The organism is Phyllobacterium sp. NPDC097923 (assembly GCF_044760925.1).
In the GTDB taxonomy this organism is placed as follows: domain Bacteria; phylum Pseudomonadota; class Alphaproteobacteria; order Rhizobiales; family Rhizobiaceae; genus Phyllobacterium; species Phyllobacterium calauticae.
Genome location: NZ_JBIWBL010000001.1, coordinates 1,157,307 through 1,174,737, shown reverse-complemented (window position 1 = coordinate 1,174,737; position 17,431 = coordinate 1,157,307). Strand labels below are relative to the sequence as shown.

At 60.3% G+C, this 17,431-nt stretch carries 19 protein-coding genes; 12 read left to right on the top strand and 7 right to left on the bottom strand.

Translation table 11 applies throughout. The features are described 5' to 3' along the window. Positions 1-4: 4 nt before the first annotated feature. Positions 5-2,116 carry a molybdopterin oxidoreductase family protein gene (locus ACIQWS_RS05920; RefSeq protein ID WP_403172552.1) on the bottom strand — a complete coding sequence of 704 codons (2,112 nt, stop codon included), beginning with the start codon at positions 2,114-2,116 and terminating at the stop codon, positions 5-7. Positions 2,117-2,274: 158 nt separating this feature from the next. Between ACIQWS_RS05920 and ACIQWS_RS05915 the strand changes: the two genes are divergently transcribed. Beyond that, on the top strand, positions 2,275-2,922 hold the full coding sequence (locus ACIQWS_RS05915) for a glutathione S-transferase family protein (RefSeq protein ID WP_403172545.1): 648 nt from the start codon (positions 2,275-2,277) through the stop codon (positions 2,920-2,922). Positions 2,923-2,925: 3 nt separating this feature from the next. Here the strand turns inward: ACIQWS_RS05915 and ACIQWS_RS05910 are convergent, their stop codons facing one another. Both ACIQWS_RS05910 and ACIQWS_RS05905 read right to left on the bottom strand, forming a co-directional pair. Continuing rightward, on the bottom strand, positions 2,926-3,768 hold the full coding sequence (locus ACIQWS_RS05910; RefSeq protein WP_403172538.1) for an EamA family transporter: 843 nt from the start codon (positions 3,766-3,768) through the stop codon (positions 2,926-2,928). A 102-nt stretch (positions 3,769-3,870) separates the two neighbouring features. Continuing rightward, positions 3,871-4,401 carry an NADPH-dependent FMN reductase gene (locus ACIQWS_RS05905; protein ID WP_403172528.1) on the bottom strand — a complete coding sequence of 177 codons (531 nt, stop codon included), beginning with the start codon at positions 4,399-4,401 and terminating at the stop codon, positions 3,871-3,873. A gap of 82 nt (positions 4,402-4,483) precedes the next feature. On the opposite strand from ACIQWS_RS05905, the gene ACIQWS_RS05900 reads away from it, so the two are divergent. The 4 genes from ACIQWS_RS05900 (at position 4,484) to ACIQWS_RS05885 (ending at position 7,443) form a co-directional block, all read left to right on the top strand. Next, positions 4,484-5,344 (top strand): 23S rRNA (adenine(2030)-N(6))-methyltransferase RlmJ, encoded by an 861-nt coding sequence (locus tag ACIQWS_RS05900; protein WP_346305703.1) that lies wholly within the window; start codon positions 4,484-4,486, stop codon positions 5,342-5,344. A gap of 60 nt (positions 5,345-5,404) precedes the next feature. Continuing rightward, positions 5,405-5,854 (top strand): hypothetical protein, encoded by a 450-nt coding sequence (locus ACIQWS_RS05895; RefSeq protein ID WP_346305702.1) that lies wholly within the window; start codon positions 5,405-5,407, stop codon positions 5,852-5,854. 13 nt (positions 5,855-5,867) lie between these two features. Next, positions 5,868-6,617 carry a ribonuclease gene (locus ACIQWS_RS05890; RefSeq protein WP_403172502.1) on the top strand — a complete coding sequence of 250 codons (750 nt, stop codon included), beginning with the start codon at positions 5,868-5,870 and terminating at the stop codon, positions 6,615-6,617. Between the two features lie 229 nt (positions 6,618-6,846). Continuing rightward, a complete protein-coding gene (locus ACIQWS_RS05885; protein WP_403172498.1) occupies positions 6,847-7,443 on the top strand; it encodes a glutathione S-transferase N-terminal domain-containing protein in 597 nt (198 codons plus the stop codon). A 63-nt stretch (positions 7,444-7,506) separates the two neighbouring features. Here ACIQWS_RS05885 and ACIQWS_RS05880 read toward each other — a convergent pair whose 3' ends face one another. Next, positions 7,507-8,148 (bottom strand): outer membrane protein, encoded by a 642-nt coding sequence (locus ACIQWS_RS05880; RefSeq protein ID WP_223611223.1) that lies wholly within the window; start codon positions 8,146-8,148, stop codon positions 7,507-7,509. Positions 8,149-8,649: 501 nt separating this feature from the next. Between ACIQWS_RS05880 and ACIQWS_RS05875 the strand changes: the two genes are divergently transcribed. From ACIQWS_RS05875 to ACIQWS_RS05850, 6 genes are all read left to right on the top strand, one after another. Beyond that, complete coding sequence (locus tag ACIQWS_RS05875) at positions 8,650-9,414, top strand: SDR family oxidoreductase (RefSeq protein WP_403177523.1); 765 nt, start codon at positions 8,650-8,652, stop codon at positions 9,412-9,414. Next, entirely contained in the window at positions 9,411-11,519 is a 2,109-nt protein-coding gene (gene uvrC, locus ACIQWS_RS05870) for an excinuclease ABC subunit UvrC (protein WP_403172477.1), read from the top strand. The genes ACIQWS_RS05875 and uvrC overlap by 4 nt, the downstream gene beginning before the upstream one ends. A 111-nt stretch (positions 11,520-11,630) precedes the next feature. After that, a complete protein-coding gene (gene pgsA / locus ACIQWS_RS05865) occupies positions 11,631-12,215 on the top strand; it encodes a CDP-diacylglycerol--glycerol-3-phosphate 3-phosphatidyltransferase (protein ID WP_105735750.1) in 585 nt (194 codons plus the stop codon). 4 nt (positions 12,216-12,219) lie between these two features. Continuing rightward, positions 12,220-12,477, top strand: coding sequence for a molybdopterin converting factor subunit 1 (gene moaD, locus ACIQWS_RS05860; RefSeq protein WP_346306802.1), 258 nt, complete (start codon positions 12,220-12,222; stop codon positions 12,475-12,477). Positions 12,478-12,481: 4 nt separating this feature from the next. After that, positions 12,482-12,961: a molybdenum cofactor biosynthesis protein MoaE gene (locus ACIQWS_RS05855; protein ID WP_403172443.1), complete on the top strand. Its 480-nt coding sequence runs from the start codon at positions 12,482-12,484 to the stop codon at positions 12,959-12,961. Then, entirely contained in the window at positions 12,958-13,389 is a 432-nt protein-coding gene (locus ACIQWS_RS05850) for an META domain-containing protein (RefSeq protein ID WP_403172436.1), read from the top strand. Before ACIQWS_RS05855 ends, ACIQWS_RS05850 begins: the two co-directional genes overlap by 4 nt. Before the next feature lie 66 nt (positions 13,390-13,455). Here ACIQWS_RS05850 and ndk read toward each other — a convergent pair whose 3' ends face one another. Both ndk and ACIQWS_RS05840 read right to left on the bottom strand, forming a co-directional pair. Further along, positions 13,456-13,878: a nucleoside-diphosphate kinase gene (ndk, locus tag ACIQWS_RS05845; RefSeq protein ID WP_077114036.1), complete on the bottom strand. Its 423-nt coding sequence runs from the start codon at positions 13,876-13,878 to the stop codon at positions 13,456-13,458. Positions 13,879-14,124: 246 nt separating this feature from the next. Further along, entirely contained in the window at positions 14,125-14,817 is a 693-nt protein-coding gene (locus tag ACIQWS_RS05840; RefSeq protein WP_403172421.1) for a glutathione S-transferase family protein, read from the bottom strand. Positions 14,818-15,033: 216 nt separating this feature from the next. On the opposite strand from ACIQWS_RS05840, the gene ACIQWS_RS05835 reads away from it, so the two are divergent. Beyond that, positions 15,034-16,932, top strand: a complete 1,899-nt coding sequence (locus tag ACIQWS_RS05835) for an ABC-F family ATP-binding cassette domain-containing protein (protein WP_346307791.1) — start codon at positions 15,034-15,036, stop codon at positions 16,930-16,932. 169 nt (positions 16,933-17,101) lie between these two features. Here ACIQWS_RS05835 and ACIQWS_RS05830 read toward each other — a convergent pair whose 3' ends face one another. After that, a complete protein-coding gene (locus tag ACIQWS_RS05830; protein ID WP_346307792.1) occupies positions 17,102-17,392 on the bottom strand; it encodes a GIY-YIG nuclease family protein in 291 nt (96 codons plus the stop codon). Between the last annotated feature and the right edge of the window lie 39 nt (positions 17,393-17,431).

Genomic DNA, 17,431 nt, shown 5'->3' with positions numbered 1-17,431 from the left:
AAAATCAATTCATTGCCGGGCGAACCCAAACCTTGCTGTCGTGGAAGGCTGCGCCGCCATAGGGTGCCGACGCGTCCGAGCCCGTCAGGACGTTGATGCCCTCGCCGCGCTCGAATGCCGAATTGCGGAACAGGCCTTCCGAGATCACGACGCCGCGCTTGAGACCAGCGTTCAGGCGGGCATGCACCACCACCTCGCCGCGCTCATTGCCGATTTCGACACGCATGCCCTCCTCGATGCCGAGACCGCTCGCATCGTCCGGATGGATCAGCAGCTCCGGGCGGCCCTCTTTCAGCATCGAGGTCGGCGTTTCGGCAAAGGTCGAGTTGAGGAAATTATGCGCCGGTGACGTGCCCAGCCGGAACGGATGTTTTGCATCCGCGACTTCGATGGCTTCCCAATAATCGGGCCATTGCGGCAGTGTCGCGAACGGTCCCTGCGTGCCCATGGACTGCGGCGGACGGTTCGGCGACGGGCTGCCGGTCCAATCCGGCTTGAAGCGGAATTTGCCGTCGGGCCAGTTGAAACCCTTCTTGTAATGCGCGGTTTCGTAATCCGGCTGTACATCGAGCCAGCGGATTTCCTTCAGCACGTCATAGCCCGGCAGATTGCTCGCTGCCATCATATGGTCGATCAGCGTCCGGGCATCGAGATCGAAGCCCGGCAGATCGCCGACGCCGAGGCGTTTTGCCAGTTCGTTGATGACGTAGAGATTGGGCCGCGTTTCGCCCGGACCGTCGATCAGCTTGGGGCCGAGGACGATATGCTGCTGGCCGCCGCCACGATAGATATCGTCATGTTCCATGAACATGGTGGCCGGCAGCACCACATCGGCCAGCTTTGCCGTGTCGGTCATGAACTGTTCATGCACGACCATGAACAGGTCCTCGCGCAGCATGCCCTGCTTGATCAGGCGCTGCTGCGGCGCGACATTGGCCGGATTGGTGTTCTGGATCAGCATCGCCATGACGGGCGGCCCGCCATAAAGCGTCTCCTTGTCGCCGTTCAGCGCCAGACCGATTTTGGATTGGTCGATATGGCGAACGGAGGAATCCTTGAAGGCCTGCCCTTCGATTTCCCGCTTGTCCATGCGGAAAATGCCGGAGTTGGAGTGAAATGCCCCGCCGCCCTCATGCTTCCAGGCGCCGGTCACGGCCGCAATAGACAGCGCCGCATGCATGTTCACCGCGCCGTTGCGCTGGCGGGTGAAACCGTAGCCAAGCCGGAAGAACGTCTTCTTTGTCGTACCGACCAGCCGGGCGAACGCTTCGATCTCCGCGACCGTCAGGCCGGTCAGCGCCGCCGCCCACTCCGGCGTCCGGCCGGCAAGATGCGCCTCCAGCCCCTTCGGATCGTCCGTATAGGCATTGAGATAATCCCAATCGGCAAGGCCGTCGCGGAACAGCACGTGCATCACCGCGCAAGCCAGCGCCCCGTCGGTGCCCGGCTTCAGCACGAGGCCGAGATCCGCCTGCCGCACGGTGGCGTTTTCATAGATGTCGATGACAACGATCTTGGCGCCGCGCTCCTTGCGGGCGCGTACCGCGTGGGTCATCACATTGACCTGTGTGGCCGCCGCATTGGTACCCCAGATCACCACGCAATCGGACTTGGCCATTTCGCGCGGATCGACGCCGCCAAGCTTGCCGGTCCCGGCGAAAAACCCGGTCCAGGCCATGTTGGTGCAAAAACTGTCGAACTGGTTGGAATATTTCTTGGCGTGCCGCAGGCGGTGCATGGAATCGCGCTGCACCAGCCCCATCGTACCGGCATAGATATAGGGCCAGATGCTTTGCGAGCCGTATTCCGCTTCGGCCTTGAGGAAGCGTTCAGCGACCAGATCAAGCGCTGCATCCCAGCTTGCCTCTTTCCACACGCCCTCGCCTTTGGAACCGCCGCGGACAAGCGGCTTCAGCAGCCGGTCGGGATGATGGATGCGCTCGGCATAGCGGGCAACTTTGGCGCAGATGACACCGGCCGTATAGCTGTTGTCCTTGGCGCCGCGCACACGGCCGATCTGGCCGGAATCGAGCACCTCGACATCGAGCGCGCAGGTCGAAGGGCAATCGTGAGGACAAGCCGAATGGCCCGTGCGGAGAATGACAGCTTTGTTCATGGCCTATCCATAGCGCAGTTTTCGCGCCGCCGGAATGGGCTGGATAGCGGCTGCAGACGCAAAATGTCGCGACCATGCTTGACGCTGGCGAGCGGACTTGATACTTAAGTAATCACTTTAGTATTGAATACTGGTCAAGCTTTGCAGGGAGGTCCGAAATGTCACTGAAACTGTATTTTCACCCGCTATCGTCGTTCTGCATGAAAGTGCTGACCGCGCTGTACGAGAACGACACGCCCTTCGAGCCCTGCATGGTCGATTTCATGAACGAAGAGGCAAGCGCTGAATTCCGCAAGATGTGGCCGATCCGGCAGTTTCCGGTCTTGCGCGACGAAGCCCGGGGCCAGACCGTTCCTGAATCCAGCATCATCATCGAATATCTCGCCCAGCATTTTCCCGGCAAAACACCGCTTTTGCCCTCCGAGCGGGAGCCGGCACTGGAAACACGCTTCTACGACCGCTTCTTCGATCTGCACGTGCATGTGCCGATGCAGAAGGTCGTCACCGACAGGCTGCGTCCCGCGGGCCAGAACGATGCGCTGGGCGTTGACCATGCCAGACAGAAGCTGCGAACCGCCTATGATGTGCTCGAGGACCGTCTCAAAGGCCGGACCTGGGCGGCAGGCGACGCCTATACGATGGCGGACTGCGCCGCTTCCCCCGCGCTGTTCTATGGCGACATGGCCGTGCCGATCGGCGAGGGATATCCCGTGCTGACCGCTTATCGCGATCGCCTGATGAAGCGGCCGTCCTTTGCCCGCGCGCTGGAAGAGGCAAAGCCCTATTTCGACATGGTGCCGAAATAGGCGTCAGGCAAGGCGCATCACGGCGGCGCCCGCGGCGATCAGCGCCACGGCGATCAGGCGCTTGGCGCCGACATTCTCCTTGAGAACCAGGGCGGAGATGGCGACCGCAAACAGGATCGACGTTTCGCGCAAGGCGGCCACGGCTGCAACCGGGGCCATGGTCATCGCCCACAGGGCAAGACCGTAGGAGCCGAGCGTGCCGACGCCGCCGACCGTAGCCAGCCGTGTCCGCTTGAGGAAATGCGGCCAGAGCTCGCCCTTGCGGGTCACGACGGTCCAGAGAAACAGAGGAATGGCGTTGAGGGTGAAAACCCACATCGTATAGGCCGCCGGTGCGCCGGAATGCCGGACGCCGATGCCGTCGATCAGGGTATAGGTGGCGATGACCAAAGCATTGATCAAAGCAAAGACCGTCGTGGCGCGGTTGGCCCCTGCCCGCCGCCGCGCCTCCAGCGCCAGCACCAGCACGCCGCAGCAGATCAGTGCAATGCCCGACCATTTCTGCGCCGACAGGAATTCGCCGACCAGCGGACCGCTGGCAATGGCGACGAAGAGCGGCGCCGTGCCGCGCATGATGGGATAGGCCTGGCTCATGTCGCCGCTGCGGTAGGCCGCCGCGACAAGCGCGAGATAGATGAGCTGGACCACGCCCGATGCCGCCAGAAACGGCCAGCTTTCGCGCGCCGGTACCGGCAGGAACGGCAGGCAGACCATGGCGATCACCCCCGCCGAAGTCACGACCACGACGGTGTTGAGGAATTTATCGCCCTCGGATTTGACGACAGCATTCCAGCTTGCATGCAGGAATGCGGCAAATAGGACAATGAGAACAACCGTTCCGGACATGATCAGACCCCGGCACGCCCGAAATGCGCGTGCTCTCCGCGCTCAATGACACATTTGGGTCATAAGGCAAATTCGATAATCTCATCTTTAAAATGAGAAGTTCTAAACGGCATTGATACCGTCGACAAAACTGGCAAGACCCGCGCGCAGCGGCGCGCCGAATTCCGCGCTTTTGGCGATGCCGTCCGCGTCCAGCTTCTTGCCCTTGAGCGGCAGGGTGAGCGACGCACTCGTGACCACATGCGCCGACATCGTCATCAGGACTTCCATGAGAAGCGGCGTGATGCGTTCCGAGTGCGGCGAGGTATTGATCAGAAGCACCGGCTTTCCCGGGAATTCAATGCACGACACGAGCCAGTCCAGCATGTTCTTGAAGCTGCCGGGAATGCCGTGGGCATATTCCGGGCAGGAAATGATCAGACCATCCGCCGCACCGACCTGCTTGCGCAACGCCACAATCTTCTTGGGCGGGTTGTCGCCGTCGAGATCGGGATTGAAGGGCGGCAACCCCGCGAGCCCCGCATAAAGCGCCACGCCGACACCGGCGGGTACCAATTGACTGCAGGCTTCCAGCACCGACTTGTTCATGGAAACGGCGCGCAGGCTGCCGGACATGGCGAGAAGTTTTGTCATTGGAAGACCTTCGGGAATCAATTTGACAATCAGCATAGCGAGATGCTTGCGATAGCACCAACATCGTGAAACAAGCAGGGCCATGAACTACCGTCACGCCTATCACGCCGGCAATTTCGCCGATGTCGTCAAACACATTATCCTGACGCGGATTGTGCTCTATATGCAGCGCAAGGACCATGGCTTTCGCGTCATCGATACCCATGCGGGTATCGGCCGCTATGATCTCAAGGGAACGGAAGCGGGCAAGACAGGCGAATGGCAGAGCGGCATCGGCCGCCTGCTCGAGGCCAAACTGGATACGGATGTCGCCGGCCTCATCCAGCCCTATCTGGACATTGTGCGCGCCGAAAATCCCGATGGCGCCATCCGCCACTATCCCGGTTCGCCGCTGATCGTGCGGCACTTGCTGCGCAAGCAGGACCGGCTGTCGGCACTTGAACTGCATCCGGACGATGCCCGGCTCCTTGCCGAGGTGTTCGAAGGCGACGTGCAGGTGCGCGTGACACAGCTGGACGGCTGGCTGGCGCTGGGCGCCCACCTGCCGCCCAAGGAAAAGCGCGGCCTCATCCTCGTCGACCCGCCGTTCGAAATCGGCGGGGAATTCGACCGCCTGGCGGAAGGCCTGGTCAAGGCGCACCGGCGTTTTGCCGGCGGCACCTATGCCTTCTGGTATCCGGTCAAGGACCGCCAGGAGGTCAAGCGTTTCGCCTCCCTCCTGCACGATACCGGCATTCCCAAAATCCTGCGCGCGGAGCTGATGATTCGAACGCCCTCGCCGGAACCGCGGCTCGATGGCACCGGCATGATCATCGTCAATCCGCCTTTCACGCTGGAGGGCGAGCTGCGCAGCGTTTTCCCGGCGTTGTCAAAAGTCCTCAGTGACGGGCAGAATGCCGGTTTCACCGTCGATTGGATCCGCGGCGAGCAAGTTGGTGCTTGACCGCGCGCATCGGCTGTCCGACATTGGTCGCAAATCGATACCTCATGGAGAGTGACCCCTATGGCACGCGTTTCCACCCTTCTCGCCACGACCCTTGGCGCTGCATTGGCAATTTCGTCCGCCGTTCCGGCGTTTTCCGCCGATTTCCTGCAACGCGCGCCCAGCCAGACCTATGACGACACCTGCGGCAAATCCGGTGTCCTCAATCGCATCGTCAACCGGTTCTCCTATCAGGTGCATCACGTGCCGGGCCTGCAGCAGGTGGCAATCCAGGATTTCAGCGACGTTCATCAGCAGCGCTATGAGCCGAGCCGCAATCCGGAAATGTCGGCCGTCCCGCGCTATTATTGCCAGGCGACCGCTCATCTCTCCGATGGCAGGCAGCGTCCAGTCTGGTATGTGGTCGAAGAAGGCTTGGGTTACGCTTCCATCGGCAACAATGTCGAGTTCTGCGTGGCCGGGTTCGACCGCTGGAACGTTTACAATGGCAGCTGCCGCAGCCTGAAATGATCCGTGACCGCTGATGCAGCTCGGCAGCCTGGCGCGCTATGCCCTGTTTGCAGCGCTTCTCGGCGTGTCGGTACTGACCTATCTGCGTGAGCAGCAGCCGCGCGAAAGTCTTGTTCCCTCGCAGACGCCCGGGGTGATTGCCGCGGGCGAACGCCAGACAACCGGCGCGCCCGCCGCATCCGTGCCGGCGGGCAGCGGTTTTGATTTCTACGTTCTCGCATTGTCCTGGTCGCCCAGCTATTGCGCCGCCGAGGGCTCGAATGCCAACCGGCAGCAATGCTCGACAGGACGCCCCTATGGCTTCGTCGTGCACGGGCTCTGGCCGCAATATGAACAGGGCTATCCGCAGGACTGCACCACCGACGAGCCGCGCGACGTACCGTTCAGCCAGGCCAGGCAGATTTTCGACATCATGCCGTCCGCCGGGCTCGTCACCTACGAATGGCGCAAGCACGGCACCTGCACCGGATTGACGCAGAAAGACTATTTTTCCGTGATGCGGCAGGCGGTATCGCGCGTCGCCATCCCGTCCGCCTATAGCCAGCCCACCCAGCGGGCGCCCGTCAATCCGCAACTTGTCGAACAGGCCTTTGTCGCGGCCAATCCGGGAATGACGCGGGATGCGGTCTCCGTCACCTGCGACAGCACATACCTGCGCGAGGTGCGCGTCTGCCTGACCAAGGACCTGCAGTTCCGCAGTTGCCCGGAGGTGGACCGCTCCTCTTGCCGCCGACGCTCCGTCGACATGCCGGGAACGCGGTAGAACATCCATTCCTGCACTGCATGACTATCGTGCGTGGTTCGACAAGCTCACCATGAGGGGAAACCGGGGATTGCAGGGAGCACTATTCTGCAACGTTTGTGATGAGCCCTGCAGCCAAACCACCTCCCTCATGGTGAGCTTGTCGAACCACGCACAATTTTGAACGCTTTGCGAAAACCCGCCGGGCGTTTACCGTTTGCCATCGAATCGTCAACCGAGGAGCGTCATCGTGACGAAAGTTCTGTATTCCCCCGCCTCGCCCTACAGCACCAAGGTGCGCATGGTCGCCCATTATGCCGGCATTCCGATTGAAAGTGTCCTCGTGGACACCAATACGGCCCCGGCCGAACTGATCAACGCCAATCCGCTCGGCAAGATTCCGACACTCATTCTCGACGATGGCAAGGCGCTCTACGACAGCCGCGTCATCACCCAGTATTTCAACCGCGTGTCGGGCAACAAGATTTTCCCGCGCAATGCCGAAAAGCGGCTGGAGGCGGAACAGCTGGAATCCGTTGCGGACGGCCTGTGCGATGTCCTGCTTGCCCATGTCTATGAGCGGCGCTTCCATCCGGAAGAAAAAATCCATCAGCCGTGGCTCGACTGGCAGTGGGCCAAGGCGATCCGCGTGCTCGACTATCTCAATGCGGCGCCGCCGCGCCTCGGCAAGAAGCTGCATGGCGGCCATATCGCGCTGGCCGCCGCGCTCGCCTATGCGACCCTGCGGTTCGAAGGCAAATGGGAAAAGGGCCGTTCAAAACTCAAGCGCTGGCAGAAGCGGTTCGAAGAACTGCATCCCGAGCTTGCGGCACTGCTGCCGAAGTAAATCCGGAACAACAAAAAAGCCGGGCAGTTTCCTGCCCGGCTTTTTCTGGAGGTCAAGTCCAGATTAGAACTTGTAGCCAACACCAACGCGAACTTCGTTCGTGGTGATCTTGTTCGATACGCTGTCGATGCCGCCCAGATCATAGTCCTTCTTGCCAAAGTCGGTGTAGCGATATTCAACGCGGCCAACGATGTTCTGGGTGATCTTGGCTTCTGCACCGGCACCGGCTGTCCAGCCGACGTGGGTCTTGCTTTCGCTGCCCAGAGGACCGGACAGCTTGCTGTCGGTAATGGCAACACCGCCTGTACCGTAGAGCAGGACCGGATCAAGAGCGATACCGGCACGGGCACGGATAGAACCTTCTACGCCCTGCTTGGCCTTGTAGCCGAAGTTGTTTTCCTTGGCACCGGAGTAGCCGATGTCGCCTTCAGCACCGTATACGAACTGGCCGTTCTGCAGGTTGTAGCCGCCGTAAGCGCCACCCTTCAGGCCGTCGGCATCGAGCTTGCCAACACTGGTCTTGTTCTTGTTCCAGCCATAACCGCCGTAAACACCGAGATATGCACCAGACCAATCGGCCTGGGGCGCCTGGTATGCAGCTTCAGGCGCAGGAGCCTGTTCGGTGATGACGTCAGCAGCGAGAACGGGGGCGGAGAGCGTCAGCACAGCCGCCGAAGCGAGGATCATTGTCTTAAGAGTGCGCATGGCAATCTCCTTTTTTTAAACTCTTCTACACGGAGCGGGCACTTGGTCGGGGGGATGAACCAAAAGTTGCGTCCGCTGAACGAGAGGAACATTCGCTTCTCATTGTGGCGGCACTCGCGCCAGACTGTGAAAAGAAACTGTCGAGAAAATGGCAGAAATGCGATGTGTTCATTATGCAACATTTTGAATTAGCCAATGATTTCAACGATGTAAAAATAGTACGACAAAATAGATTTTGCGAAATATTTGAGAAAATTTTATTGAAAAGTCCGCAATCCGCCGGTTTCAATATAGTATACTTAACCGATACTTAAACTCTGCCTTATGCTTGCATTTCCCGGCCAATTTTCGTGGCTATACGCACCTTCATCTGGCGAAAATGCCATGAATGAGATGAACAACTGGTATTTCTCATTTGTCAGTGCAGATGCCGCCAAACCCTCGCGCTTTGCCGATATCCTCCCTATATTCGAGCATGAATCGCAGGATTGGGAGAGCCATTTGCACAGAGATAAGACCGTTGCCCTTGTCACAGGCGGCGCAAGGCGCGTTGGTAAGGCGATTGTAGAGAATCTTGCCGCCAACGGTTTTGCTGTGGCTATTCATTGCAATCATTCGCTCGAAGAGGGTCAAGCTCTGCTGCGTGCAGTAGAGGCGGCCGGAGGCACCGCGGCGGTGGTCCAGGCGGATCTGACCGACGGCGACGCGGTTCGCGGCCTGATCGGCAGCGCCGAGGATGCGCTCGGTCCGGTGGAAATTCTTGTCAACAATGCGTCGATCTTTCATGACGACGGGTTCGGCAATTTCGACAACAGCGTCTGGGACAGGCATTTTGCCGTGCACGTGAAGGCCCCGGTCCTCCTGGCGGATGCGATGAAATCGGCGCTTCCCGACGGGGAGAACGGCCTCATTGTCAATATTATCGACCAGCGCGTGTGGAGACTCACGCCGAAATTCACCTCCTACACCCTGTCGAAGGCCGCATTGTGGGCCGCGACCCAGACCATGGCGCAGGCGCTGGCCCCGCATATCCGGGTCAATGCCATCGGTCCGGGCCCGACCATGCAGGGCGAACGTCAGGAGAGAATCGATTTTGAACAACAAGTTGACGGCCTGCTGTTGAAACACGGGCCCGATCTGGCAGAATTCGGCAACACGATCCGCTATCTCTGGCAGACGCGCTCCATCACCGGGCAAATGATTGCCCTGGATGGCGGGCAGCATCTGGCGTGGGAGACGCCGGATGTCACGGGAATGGCAGAATGACCAACGCACGCAATCATCCGGCAATCGATCCGGCCCCGCCGCTTTCCCCCGACGGGAACGCGGAGGATAGCGATGTGATGCTGGATGATGACGGTCCGCTCGCCGAGGAAAACAGCGAGCCGATCCGCGATGTCGCCGCGCTGATCAATGCGATCGAATGGGATTCCAGCGTCGAAAGCGATGGGACGAGCGGTGCCGATGTCATCGGCGAACTGGTCAAGCGCCTGCCCAACAAGCCCGGCGTCTACCGCATGTTCAACGGGGACGGCGATGTGCTCTATGTGGGCAAGGCCCGCAACCTGAAGAAGCGCGTTTCCAACTATGCACGCGGTCAGGGCCACAACAACCGCATCGCCCGCATGATCCGCGAAACCATGAAAATGGAATTCGTCGTCACCCGCACCGAGACCGAAGCGCTGCTGCTGGAAGCGAATCTCATCAAGCGCTTGCGCCCGCGCTTTAATGTTCTGATGCGGGACGACAAGTCGTTTCCCTATATCCTGCTGACGGCGCCCAAGCAGACCGACCGGCGACTGGCACCGGGCATTTTCAAGCATCGCGGTGCCCGCTCCTCGAAGGGCGACTATTTCGGCCCCTTTGCCTCGGCGGGTGCTGTCGGGCGCACGATCAACGCGCTGCAACGCGCCTTCCTGCTGCGCACCTGCACCGATTCGTTCTACGAAAATCGCACGCGTCCGTGCCTGCTCTACCAGATCAAGCGCTGCTCCGGTCCCTGCACCGGTGAAATCAGCGAAGCGGATTATGACGAGCTGGTCACCGAGACCAAGGCGTTTCTGTCCGGCAAGAGCCAGGCGGTGAAAACCCATCTGTCCGATGCCATGCGCGAAGCCTCCGCCGAACTCGATTTCGAGCGCGCGGCGGTCTATCGCGACCGCCTGTCTGCTCTCTCCCACGTCCAGTCGCATTCGGGCATCAACCCGCAATCGGTTGAAGAGGCCGATGTCTTTGCCATCTATCAGGATGGCGGCACCACCTGCATTCAGGTGTTCTTCTTCCGCACGGGCCAGAACTGGGGCAACCGCGCCTATTATCCCAAGGCCGATTCGTCGCTGTCGAGCGCCGAGGTGCTCGGGGCCTTTCTGGCGCAGTTCTACGACGACAAGCCCTGCCCCTCGCTGATTATGCTGTCGGAAACGGTGGAGGATCAGGAACTGCTCGGCGTCGCCCTGACGGCGAAATCCGACCGCAAGGTGACGATCACCGTGCCGCAGCGCGGCGAGAAGAAGGATCTTGTCGAACACGCGCTCAGCAATGCCCGCGAGGCGCTTGGCCGCCAGCTGGCCGAGACCTCGTCGCAGTCGCGCCTGCTCAAGGGGGTCGCCGAAACCTTCGGTCTGGAAAAGACACCGCGCCGCATCGAGGTCTACGACAACTCCCACATCATGGGCACCAATGCCATCGGCGGCATGATCGTCGCGGGGCCGGAGGGGTTTGTCAAAAACCAGTACCGCAAGTTCAACATCCGCTCGACCGAGATCACGCCGGGCGACGATTTCGGCATGATGCGCGAAGTGATCGAGCGCCGGTTCAGCCGCCTCGTCAAGGAACACGGCACGCCGGAGAACAAGGACATGCCGGATGCACCGGCGGATGAGGAGATCGATGAATTCGACGAGGAGTCCGATGCCTTCCCCGCATGGCCTGACATCATCCTGATCGACGGCGGTCAGGGCCAGATGAGCGCGGTGCGCGGCATTCTGCAGGAGATGGGGATTGCCGACAAGGTGACGGCCATCGGCGTTGCCAAGGGCGTGGACCGCGATGCCGGGCGCGAGCGGTTTTTCATGGAGGGCAAGCAGTCCTTCACCCTGCCGCCGCGCGATCCCGTCCTGTATTTCCTGCAGCGGCTGCGCGACGAGGCGCACCGCTTTGCCATCGGCACGCACCGCGCCAAGCGCAAGAAGGAAATGGTCAAGAATCCGCTGGATGAGATCGCCGGGATCGGCCCTTCACGCAAACGTGCACTGCTTCATCAGTTTGGCACGGCTAAAGCTGTATCACAGGCCGCTGTGGAGGATCTGATGAAGGTGGACGGGATATCGGAAGCAATGGCCATCACCATTCGCGATCATTTTCGCACCTAGTTTGGTTTACTTATTGAAATCGGGACACAATTGCGCCCGACTCCGGAATGATGAGCTTGACGTTTGGCGGACAAGCCCGTTTGATCGGCACTGATTTGATTGGTTGGAAATATGCCCAAGAACAACGCCTACTCCTTGCCGAACCTGTTGACCTATGGGCGCATTCTCGCGGTGCCGCTGGTCGTGCTGTGCTTTTTCCTTGAAGGCAGCCTGCAATCCAGCGATGCGGCGCGCTGGGGCGCGCTGGTCATCTTCGCCATTGCCAGCATCACCGACTTCTTCGACGGCTATCTCGCACGCATCTGGAAACAGACCTCGACCATCGGCCGCATGCTCGATCCGATAGCCGACAAACTGCTGGTATCGGCCTGCCTTTTGCTGCTGGCGGCGGACGGAACCATTGCCGGCTGGACGCTGTGGGCGGCGATCATCATCCTGTGCCGCGAAATTCTCGTTTCGGGCCTGCGCGAATATCTGGCGGAACTGAAGGTCAGCGTGCCGGTGAGCCAGCTGGCGAAATGGAAGACGACGATCCAGATGTTTGCCGTGGCCATCCTTTTGGCGGGACCCGCCGGTGACAAGATCGTGCCGCATACGACGCAGTTCGGCATCGCCCTGCTGTGGGTGGCGGCCCTCGTGACACTCTATACCGGCTGGGACTATTTCCGTGCCGGCCTCAAACATGTGGTAGATTAGAGCCATGGCAGTGAAACTTGTATATTTCGCGTGGGTGCGCGAACGCATCGGCAAGGGCGAGGAGATCATCGATCTCGCGCCCTCCATCGTGACCGTCGGCGATCTCCTGAGCCACCTCAAAACCCGCGGCGAGGAATATGAGGCGGCGCTGGAGTATCAGGACGTCATCCGCGTGGCCATCAACCAGGAACATGTTGACCACAAGACGCCGATTGGCGGCGCGCATGAGATTGCCCTGTTCCCGCCCATGACCGGCGGCTGAAGCCATGTCCGGCGCGATCCGACCGCGTGTCGCCATCCAGAGCGACGATTTCGATACGGCCGCTGAAATTGCCCGCCTGACATCGGGACGCCATGACATTGGCGCCGTCGTTACCTTCAGCGGCCTGTGCCGGGATGAAGCCGGGACGCTGCAGGCGCTGGAAATCGAGCATTATCCCGAAATGGCCGCCCGCGAAATCACCCGCATTGCCGGCGAAGCGCTCGGCCGCTGGCCGCTGACGGGGCTCACGGTCATCCACCGCTATGGCATGATCCGGCCGGGCGAGAACATCGTGCTGGTCGTGGCTGCCTCCGCCCATCGCCGCGCCGCCTTTGACGCTGCCGCCTTCCTGATGGATTATCTGAAGAATGCCGCACCCTTCTGGAAGAAGGAACACCTTGTCAGCGGTGCGGCAAGCGGCTGGGTCGAGGCCAAATCGACCGATGCGGCGGCGCTTACGCGCTGGCAGGAGATTGAGAAATGAGACGGCTTGCCATTCTGTCACTCTTCATCGGCTTTGCCGGCGTGATTGCGCTGTTCGGCCTGTCGTTCAAGGCACACAGCGAAAGCCGCGTGCCTGATATCACCGGTGTGTCCTGGCTGGCGGAAGACATCAATGGCGGCGGCGTCATCGATTTTGCCCAGACAACCCTCACGATCGGCCGTGACGGTGCGGTGAGCGGTTCCGGCGGCTGCAACCGTTTCATGAGCAAGGCCGTGGTCAAAGGCCGCAAGCTCACATTCAAGCCGGCGGCGGCAACGCGCAAACTCTGCCCGCCTGCCCTGATGGATCAGGAACACAAGTTCTTTACGGCGCTGGAACGCACCCGTTCCTTTTCGGTCGTCGGCGGCAAACTCACTTTGCGCGATGCATCGGGCAAAACCATTGCGCAGCTGGCGCGGCAGGACTGAATTCACAGCCCTTTAAAACAAAAAAGCCGGGAAAATCCCGGCTTCTTGCTGTCTGATCTGAAACAATCAGCCGACGACTTCCGTACCGGAGAACCAGTAGGCGATTTCTTCAGCGGCTGTCTCAGGCGCATCGGAACCGTGAACCGAGTTTTCGCCGATCGACAGGGCGAATGTCTTGCGGATGGTGCCTTCATCGGCATTGGCCGGGTTGGTGGCGCCCATGACTTCGCGGTTGCGGGCAATGGCGTTTTCGCCTTCCAGAACCTGGACGATGGTCGGTGCGGAGGACATGAATTCAACGAGTTCGCCGAAGAAAGGACGTTCCTTGTGAACGGCGTAGAAGCCTTCGGCTTCGCGGCGGCTCATCCAGACGCGCTTGGAAGCAACAACACGAAGACCAGCCTCTTCCAGCTTCTGTGTGATGGCACCGGTCAGGTTGCGGCGCGTCGCGTCGGGCTTGATCATCGAGAAAGTGCGTTCAATCGCCATGGAATAAAACCTTGTCGTTAGGGGAATTGGATGGCGGCTCTATAGCGTCAGGCAGCCCCTTTGCCAAGGGGCTGTGCCGAGAAACAGGCAATGGCATGGTGCGTGGTTCGACAGGCTCACCATGAGGGCGGTGGTTTGATTGCAAGGCTCATCTCAGATGTTGCAGAATATACCCCCTGCAATCCTCAATCTTCCTCATGGTGAGCCTGTCGAACCACGCACAACCCTGCTGCCCAAATTGCAAACCTATGCAGCAGCGCTGATCTCGCGGGCAATGCCGCCATGCAGATCGAGGCAGCGCTCGAACCACGCATGCACCGGATCCTTCTCGTCCACAAGTTTGAACGGCGTCAGCACCCGCACCCACTGGAACGCCCCGAACACGATGTAATCGCTGAACAGCGGGCCCTCGCCGCCGATGAACGGCTGCGACAGCAGCATCTTGCGCAGGGGTTCGAGGCTCTTGGTGAAGGCGTCGTGCCTGGCGTCACGTTCGGCAGCCACCGCCTCCAGCGGACGGCCGAAGATTTTCTCGCGGCTCTCGCGGAAATAGGCCCGGTTCGGCGCATCGAGAATATCGTGCACCGGCATGAGTATGACGAGATTCAGATAGGGATGCAGCGTCATCTGCGACCAGCCCTCGACAAAGCGGGCCATGGCCCGGCCGCCCTCGCCCTTGAACAGCGACGGCCGGTCGGGATAGGTGTCTTCCAGATACAGGGCGATCTCGAAGGAATCCGCCACCCGCTTGTCGCCATCGCGGATGATGGGCACCTTTGGCGAGAACGCGCCTTCGAGCTCCGGAATACCCTTGAACGACACGCGATTGCGGTTGAATGGCAGGCCCTTATGGGCCAGCGACATCACGGTTTTCCAGCAATGCGGGCTGAATGGCCTGTTCAGATCCGTACCGACGAGTTCGTGCAGAATGATTCCCATGGAAAGGCGCCTCTGTTTGGATATTATGGCAGCAAGACTGACGCATTTCGGCGGAAAGTCAATTTGCTGCAACTGCATTTTCGCATGCGCGCCGCTCTGTGCGAACGTGCCCAATCGGACACAGATATCACCTAACCCGACTTTCCCGCGCAATCGGGCGATATCTGCAGCATGCACGGCTTGCGAAAAGCGCATTTCCCGTGCAAAAGCGCGGCCATGCTTATTCTCAACGACATATCCGTGCGTATGGCCGGACGCCTGCTGATCGATCACGCCAACCTCAACCTGCCGTCGGGCACGAAGGCGGGACTGGTCGGGCGCAATGGCGCGGGCAAATCCACCCTGTTCAAGGTGATCACCGGCGAGATGCCGGCGGAAACCGGCGATTTCTTCCTGCCCAAGAACATCCGCATCGGCCAGGTGGCGCAGGAAGCGCCGGGAACGGAAGATTCCCTGCTCGAGATCGTGCTGGCCGCCGACCAGGAGCGCACCGCCCTTCTCGCGGAAGCCGAAACCGCCACGGACCCGCACCGCATCGCCGAAATCCACATCCGTCTGGTCGATATCGACGCGCATTCGGCCGAAGCGCGCGCCGGTGCGATCCTCTCCGGCCTCGGCTTCGATTCCGAAGCGCAGAAGCGTCCGGCCTCGTCCTTCTCCGGCGGCTGGCGCATGCGTGTGGCGCTGGCGGCCGTGCTCTTCGCCGAGCCGGACCTCTTGCTGCTGGACGAGCCGACCAACTATCTCGATCTGGAAGGCACGCTGTGGCTGGAGGATTATGTCCGCCGCTATCCTCACACGGTCATCCTGATCAGCCATGACCGCGACCTTCTCAACTCGGCCGTCAATTCGATCATTCATCTCGACCAGACCAAGCTGACGCTGTGGCAGGGCAATTACGACCAGTTCGAACGGCTGCGCAGCGAAGCGCTGGAGCTGCAGCAGAAGCAGCGCACCAAGCAGGAAGCGCACCGCAAGCACATGGAAGCATTCGTCGAGCGTTTCCGCGCCAAGGCATCCAAGGCCAAGCAGGCGCAGTCCCGCCTGAAGGCGCTGCAGAAGCTGAAGCCGATTTCGTCCGTCATCGAAGACCATGTGGCGCCGTTCCATTTTCCCGAGCCGGAAAAGGTGGTGGCATCGCCGATCATCGCCGTTGAAAGCGGTGAAGTCGGCTACACGCCGGGCAAGCCGGTGCTCAAGCATCTCAACCTGCGTATCGATGCGGATGACCGTATCGCGCTGCTGGGTTCGAACGGTAACGGCAAGTCGACACTGGCCAAGCTGATCAGCGGACGTCTCGCGCTGCAGAGCGGCCGGATGACGGTGGCGCCGAACCTGAAGATTTCCTTCTTTGCCCAGCATCAGCTCGACGATCTGGTGCCCGAGGACAATGCCATCGAGCATGTGCGCAAGCTGATGCCCGATGCGCCGGAATCCAAGGTGCGCGCCCGCGTCTCGCAGATGGGCCTGGCCACGGTGAAGATGAACACGGCGGCAAAGGACCTTTCCGGCGGTGAAAAGGCCCGTCTTTTGATGGGGCTTGCGACCTTCCAGGGTCCGAACCTGCTCATCCTGGACGAGCCGACCAACCATCTGGATATCGACAGCCGCGAAGCGCTGATGCATGCGCTCAACGATTTCGACGGCGCCGTCATCCTGATTGCGCACGACAGGCACCTGATCGAAGCCACGATGGACCGGCTCTGGCTGGTGCGTGACGGCGCGGTTGCGCCCTATGACGGCGATCTCGACGCCTACCGTTCGCTGGTTCTGGCCGATGCCAAGGCCGAGCGCTCCGGCAACAGCAAGATCAACGCCGATGACGGACAGAAGCTGACCAAGGCCGAGCAGCGCAAGCTGTCGGCGCAGAAGCGCGAAGCGCTGAAGCCCTTGCAGAAAAAAATCCAGGAAGCCGATGCCATGGTGCAGCGCTTCCAGAAGAAGATCGAGACCCTGCAGGACCAGCTGGCCGATCCGGTCATCTACAGCCGCGAGCCCGCCAAGGCGACACAGATCGGCAAGGAAATCGGCTATGCCAAATCCTCGCTCGCCCGGGCGGAAGAGGAATGGCTGACGCTGTCGACCGAATATGAAGAGGCGATGGCCGATCTGTAACGGGAACGTTACCCCGCAGTGCGTGGTTCGACAAGCTCACCATGAGGGAGGTGGGGGATTGCAGGGAACTCTATTCTGCAACGTCTAAGATCAGCTTTGCAGTCAACTCACTTCCCTCATGGTGAGCTTGTCGAACCACGCACCAGCCATATGCAGCCGGTTTAACTGTTCAAATTTTGCTGCGGTTTTTTGAGAGTTGAGACAGGCGTTCATAATCCAATGCGATCAGCGCCTGCTTTTTCACGCGTGACCACCCCTTGATCTGGCGTTCCCGTGCTATGGCATCAAGGATACGGTCGTAAGTCTCGGTGAAGACAAGTTGGACAGGGCGGCGGCGTTTTGTGTATCCATCGCAAATTCCTGCATTATGTTCCCAAACGCGGGCGTCAACGTCCTGTTTCGTCAGCCCCGTATAATATGATCCATCCGAGCACAGCAGAATATAGACTGTGACCTCCATGCCTGGCTCTCCATATGCGGCGCTGAATGCTAGGAAAAC

Coding starts and splice junctions, on each gene's coding strand:
- ACIQWS_RS05835 (WP_346307791.1), top strand. CDS start 15,034: ATGCTTATTCTCAACGACATATCCGTGCGTATGGCCGGACGCCTGCTG.
- ACIQWS_RS05850 (WP_403172436.1), top strand. CDS start 12,958: ATGAGACGGCTTGCCATTCTGTCACTCTTCATCGGCTTTGCCGGCGTG.
- ACIQWS_RS05920 (WP_403172552.1), bottom strand. CDS start 2,116: ATGAACAAAGCTGTCATTCTCCGCACGGGCCATTCGGCTTGTCCTCAC.
- ACIQWS_RS05840 (WP_403172421.1), bottom strand. CDS start 14,817: ATGGGAATCATTCTGCACGAACTCGTCGGTACGGATCTGAACAGGCCA.
- ACIQWS_RS05890 (WP_403172502.1), top strand. CDS start 5,868: ATGCAGCTCGGCAGCCTGGCGCGCTATGCCCTGTTTGCAGCGCTTCTC.
- ACIQWS_RS05905 (WP_403172528.1), bottom strand. CDS start 4,401: ATGACAAAACTTCTCGCCATGTCCGGCAGCCTGCGCGCCGTTTCCATG.
- ndk (WP_077114036.1), bottom strand. CDS start 13,878: ATGGCGATTGAACGCACTTTCTCGATGATCAAGCCCGACGCGACGCGC.
- ACIQWS_RS05910 (WP_403172538.1), bottom strand. CDS start 3,768: ATGTCCGGAACGGTTGTTCTCATTGTCCTATTTGCCGCATTCCTGCAT.
- ACIQWS_RS05855 (WP_403172443.1), top strand. CDS start 12,482: ATGTCCGGCGCGATCCGACCGCGTGTCGCCATCCAGAGCGACGATTTC.
- moaD (WP_346306802.1), top strand. CDS start 12,220: ATGGCAGTGAAACTTGTATATTTCGCGTGGGTGCGCGAACGCATCGGC.
- ACIQWS_RS05830 (WP_346307792.1), bottom strand. CDS start 17,392: ATGGAGGTCACAGTCTATATTCTGCTGTGCTCGGATGGATCATATTAT.
- ACIQWS_RS05915 (WP_403172545.1), top strand. CDS start 2,275: ATGTCACTGAAACTGTATTTTCACCCGCTATCGTCGTTCTGCATGAAA.
- ACIQWS_RS05880 (WP_223611223.1), bottom strand. CDS start 8,148: ATGCGCACTCTTAAGACAATGATCCTCGCTTCGGCGGCTGTGCTGACG.
- ACIQWS_RS05895 (WP_346305702.1), top strand. CDS start 5,405: ATGGCACGCGTTTCCACCCTTCTCGCCACGACCCTTGGCGCTGCATTG.
- ACIQWS_RS05900 (WP_346305703.1), top strand. CDS start 4,484: ATGAACTACCGTCACGCCTATCACGCCGGCAATTTCGCCGATGTCGTC.
- pgsA (WP_105735750.1), top strand. CDS start 11,631: ATGCCCAAGAACAACGCCTACTCCTTGCCGAACCTGTTGACCTATGGG.
- uvrC (WP_403172477.1), top strand. CDS start 9,411: ATGACCAACGCACGCAATCATCCGGCAATCGATCCGGCCCCGCCGCTT.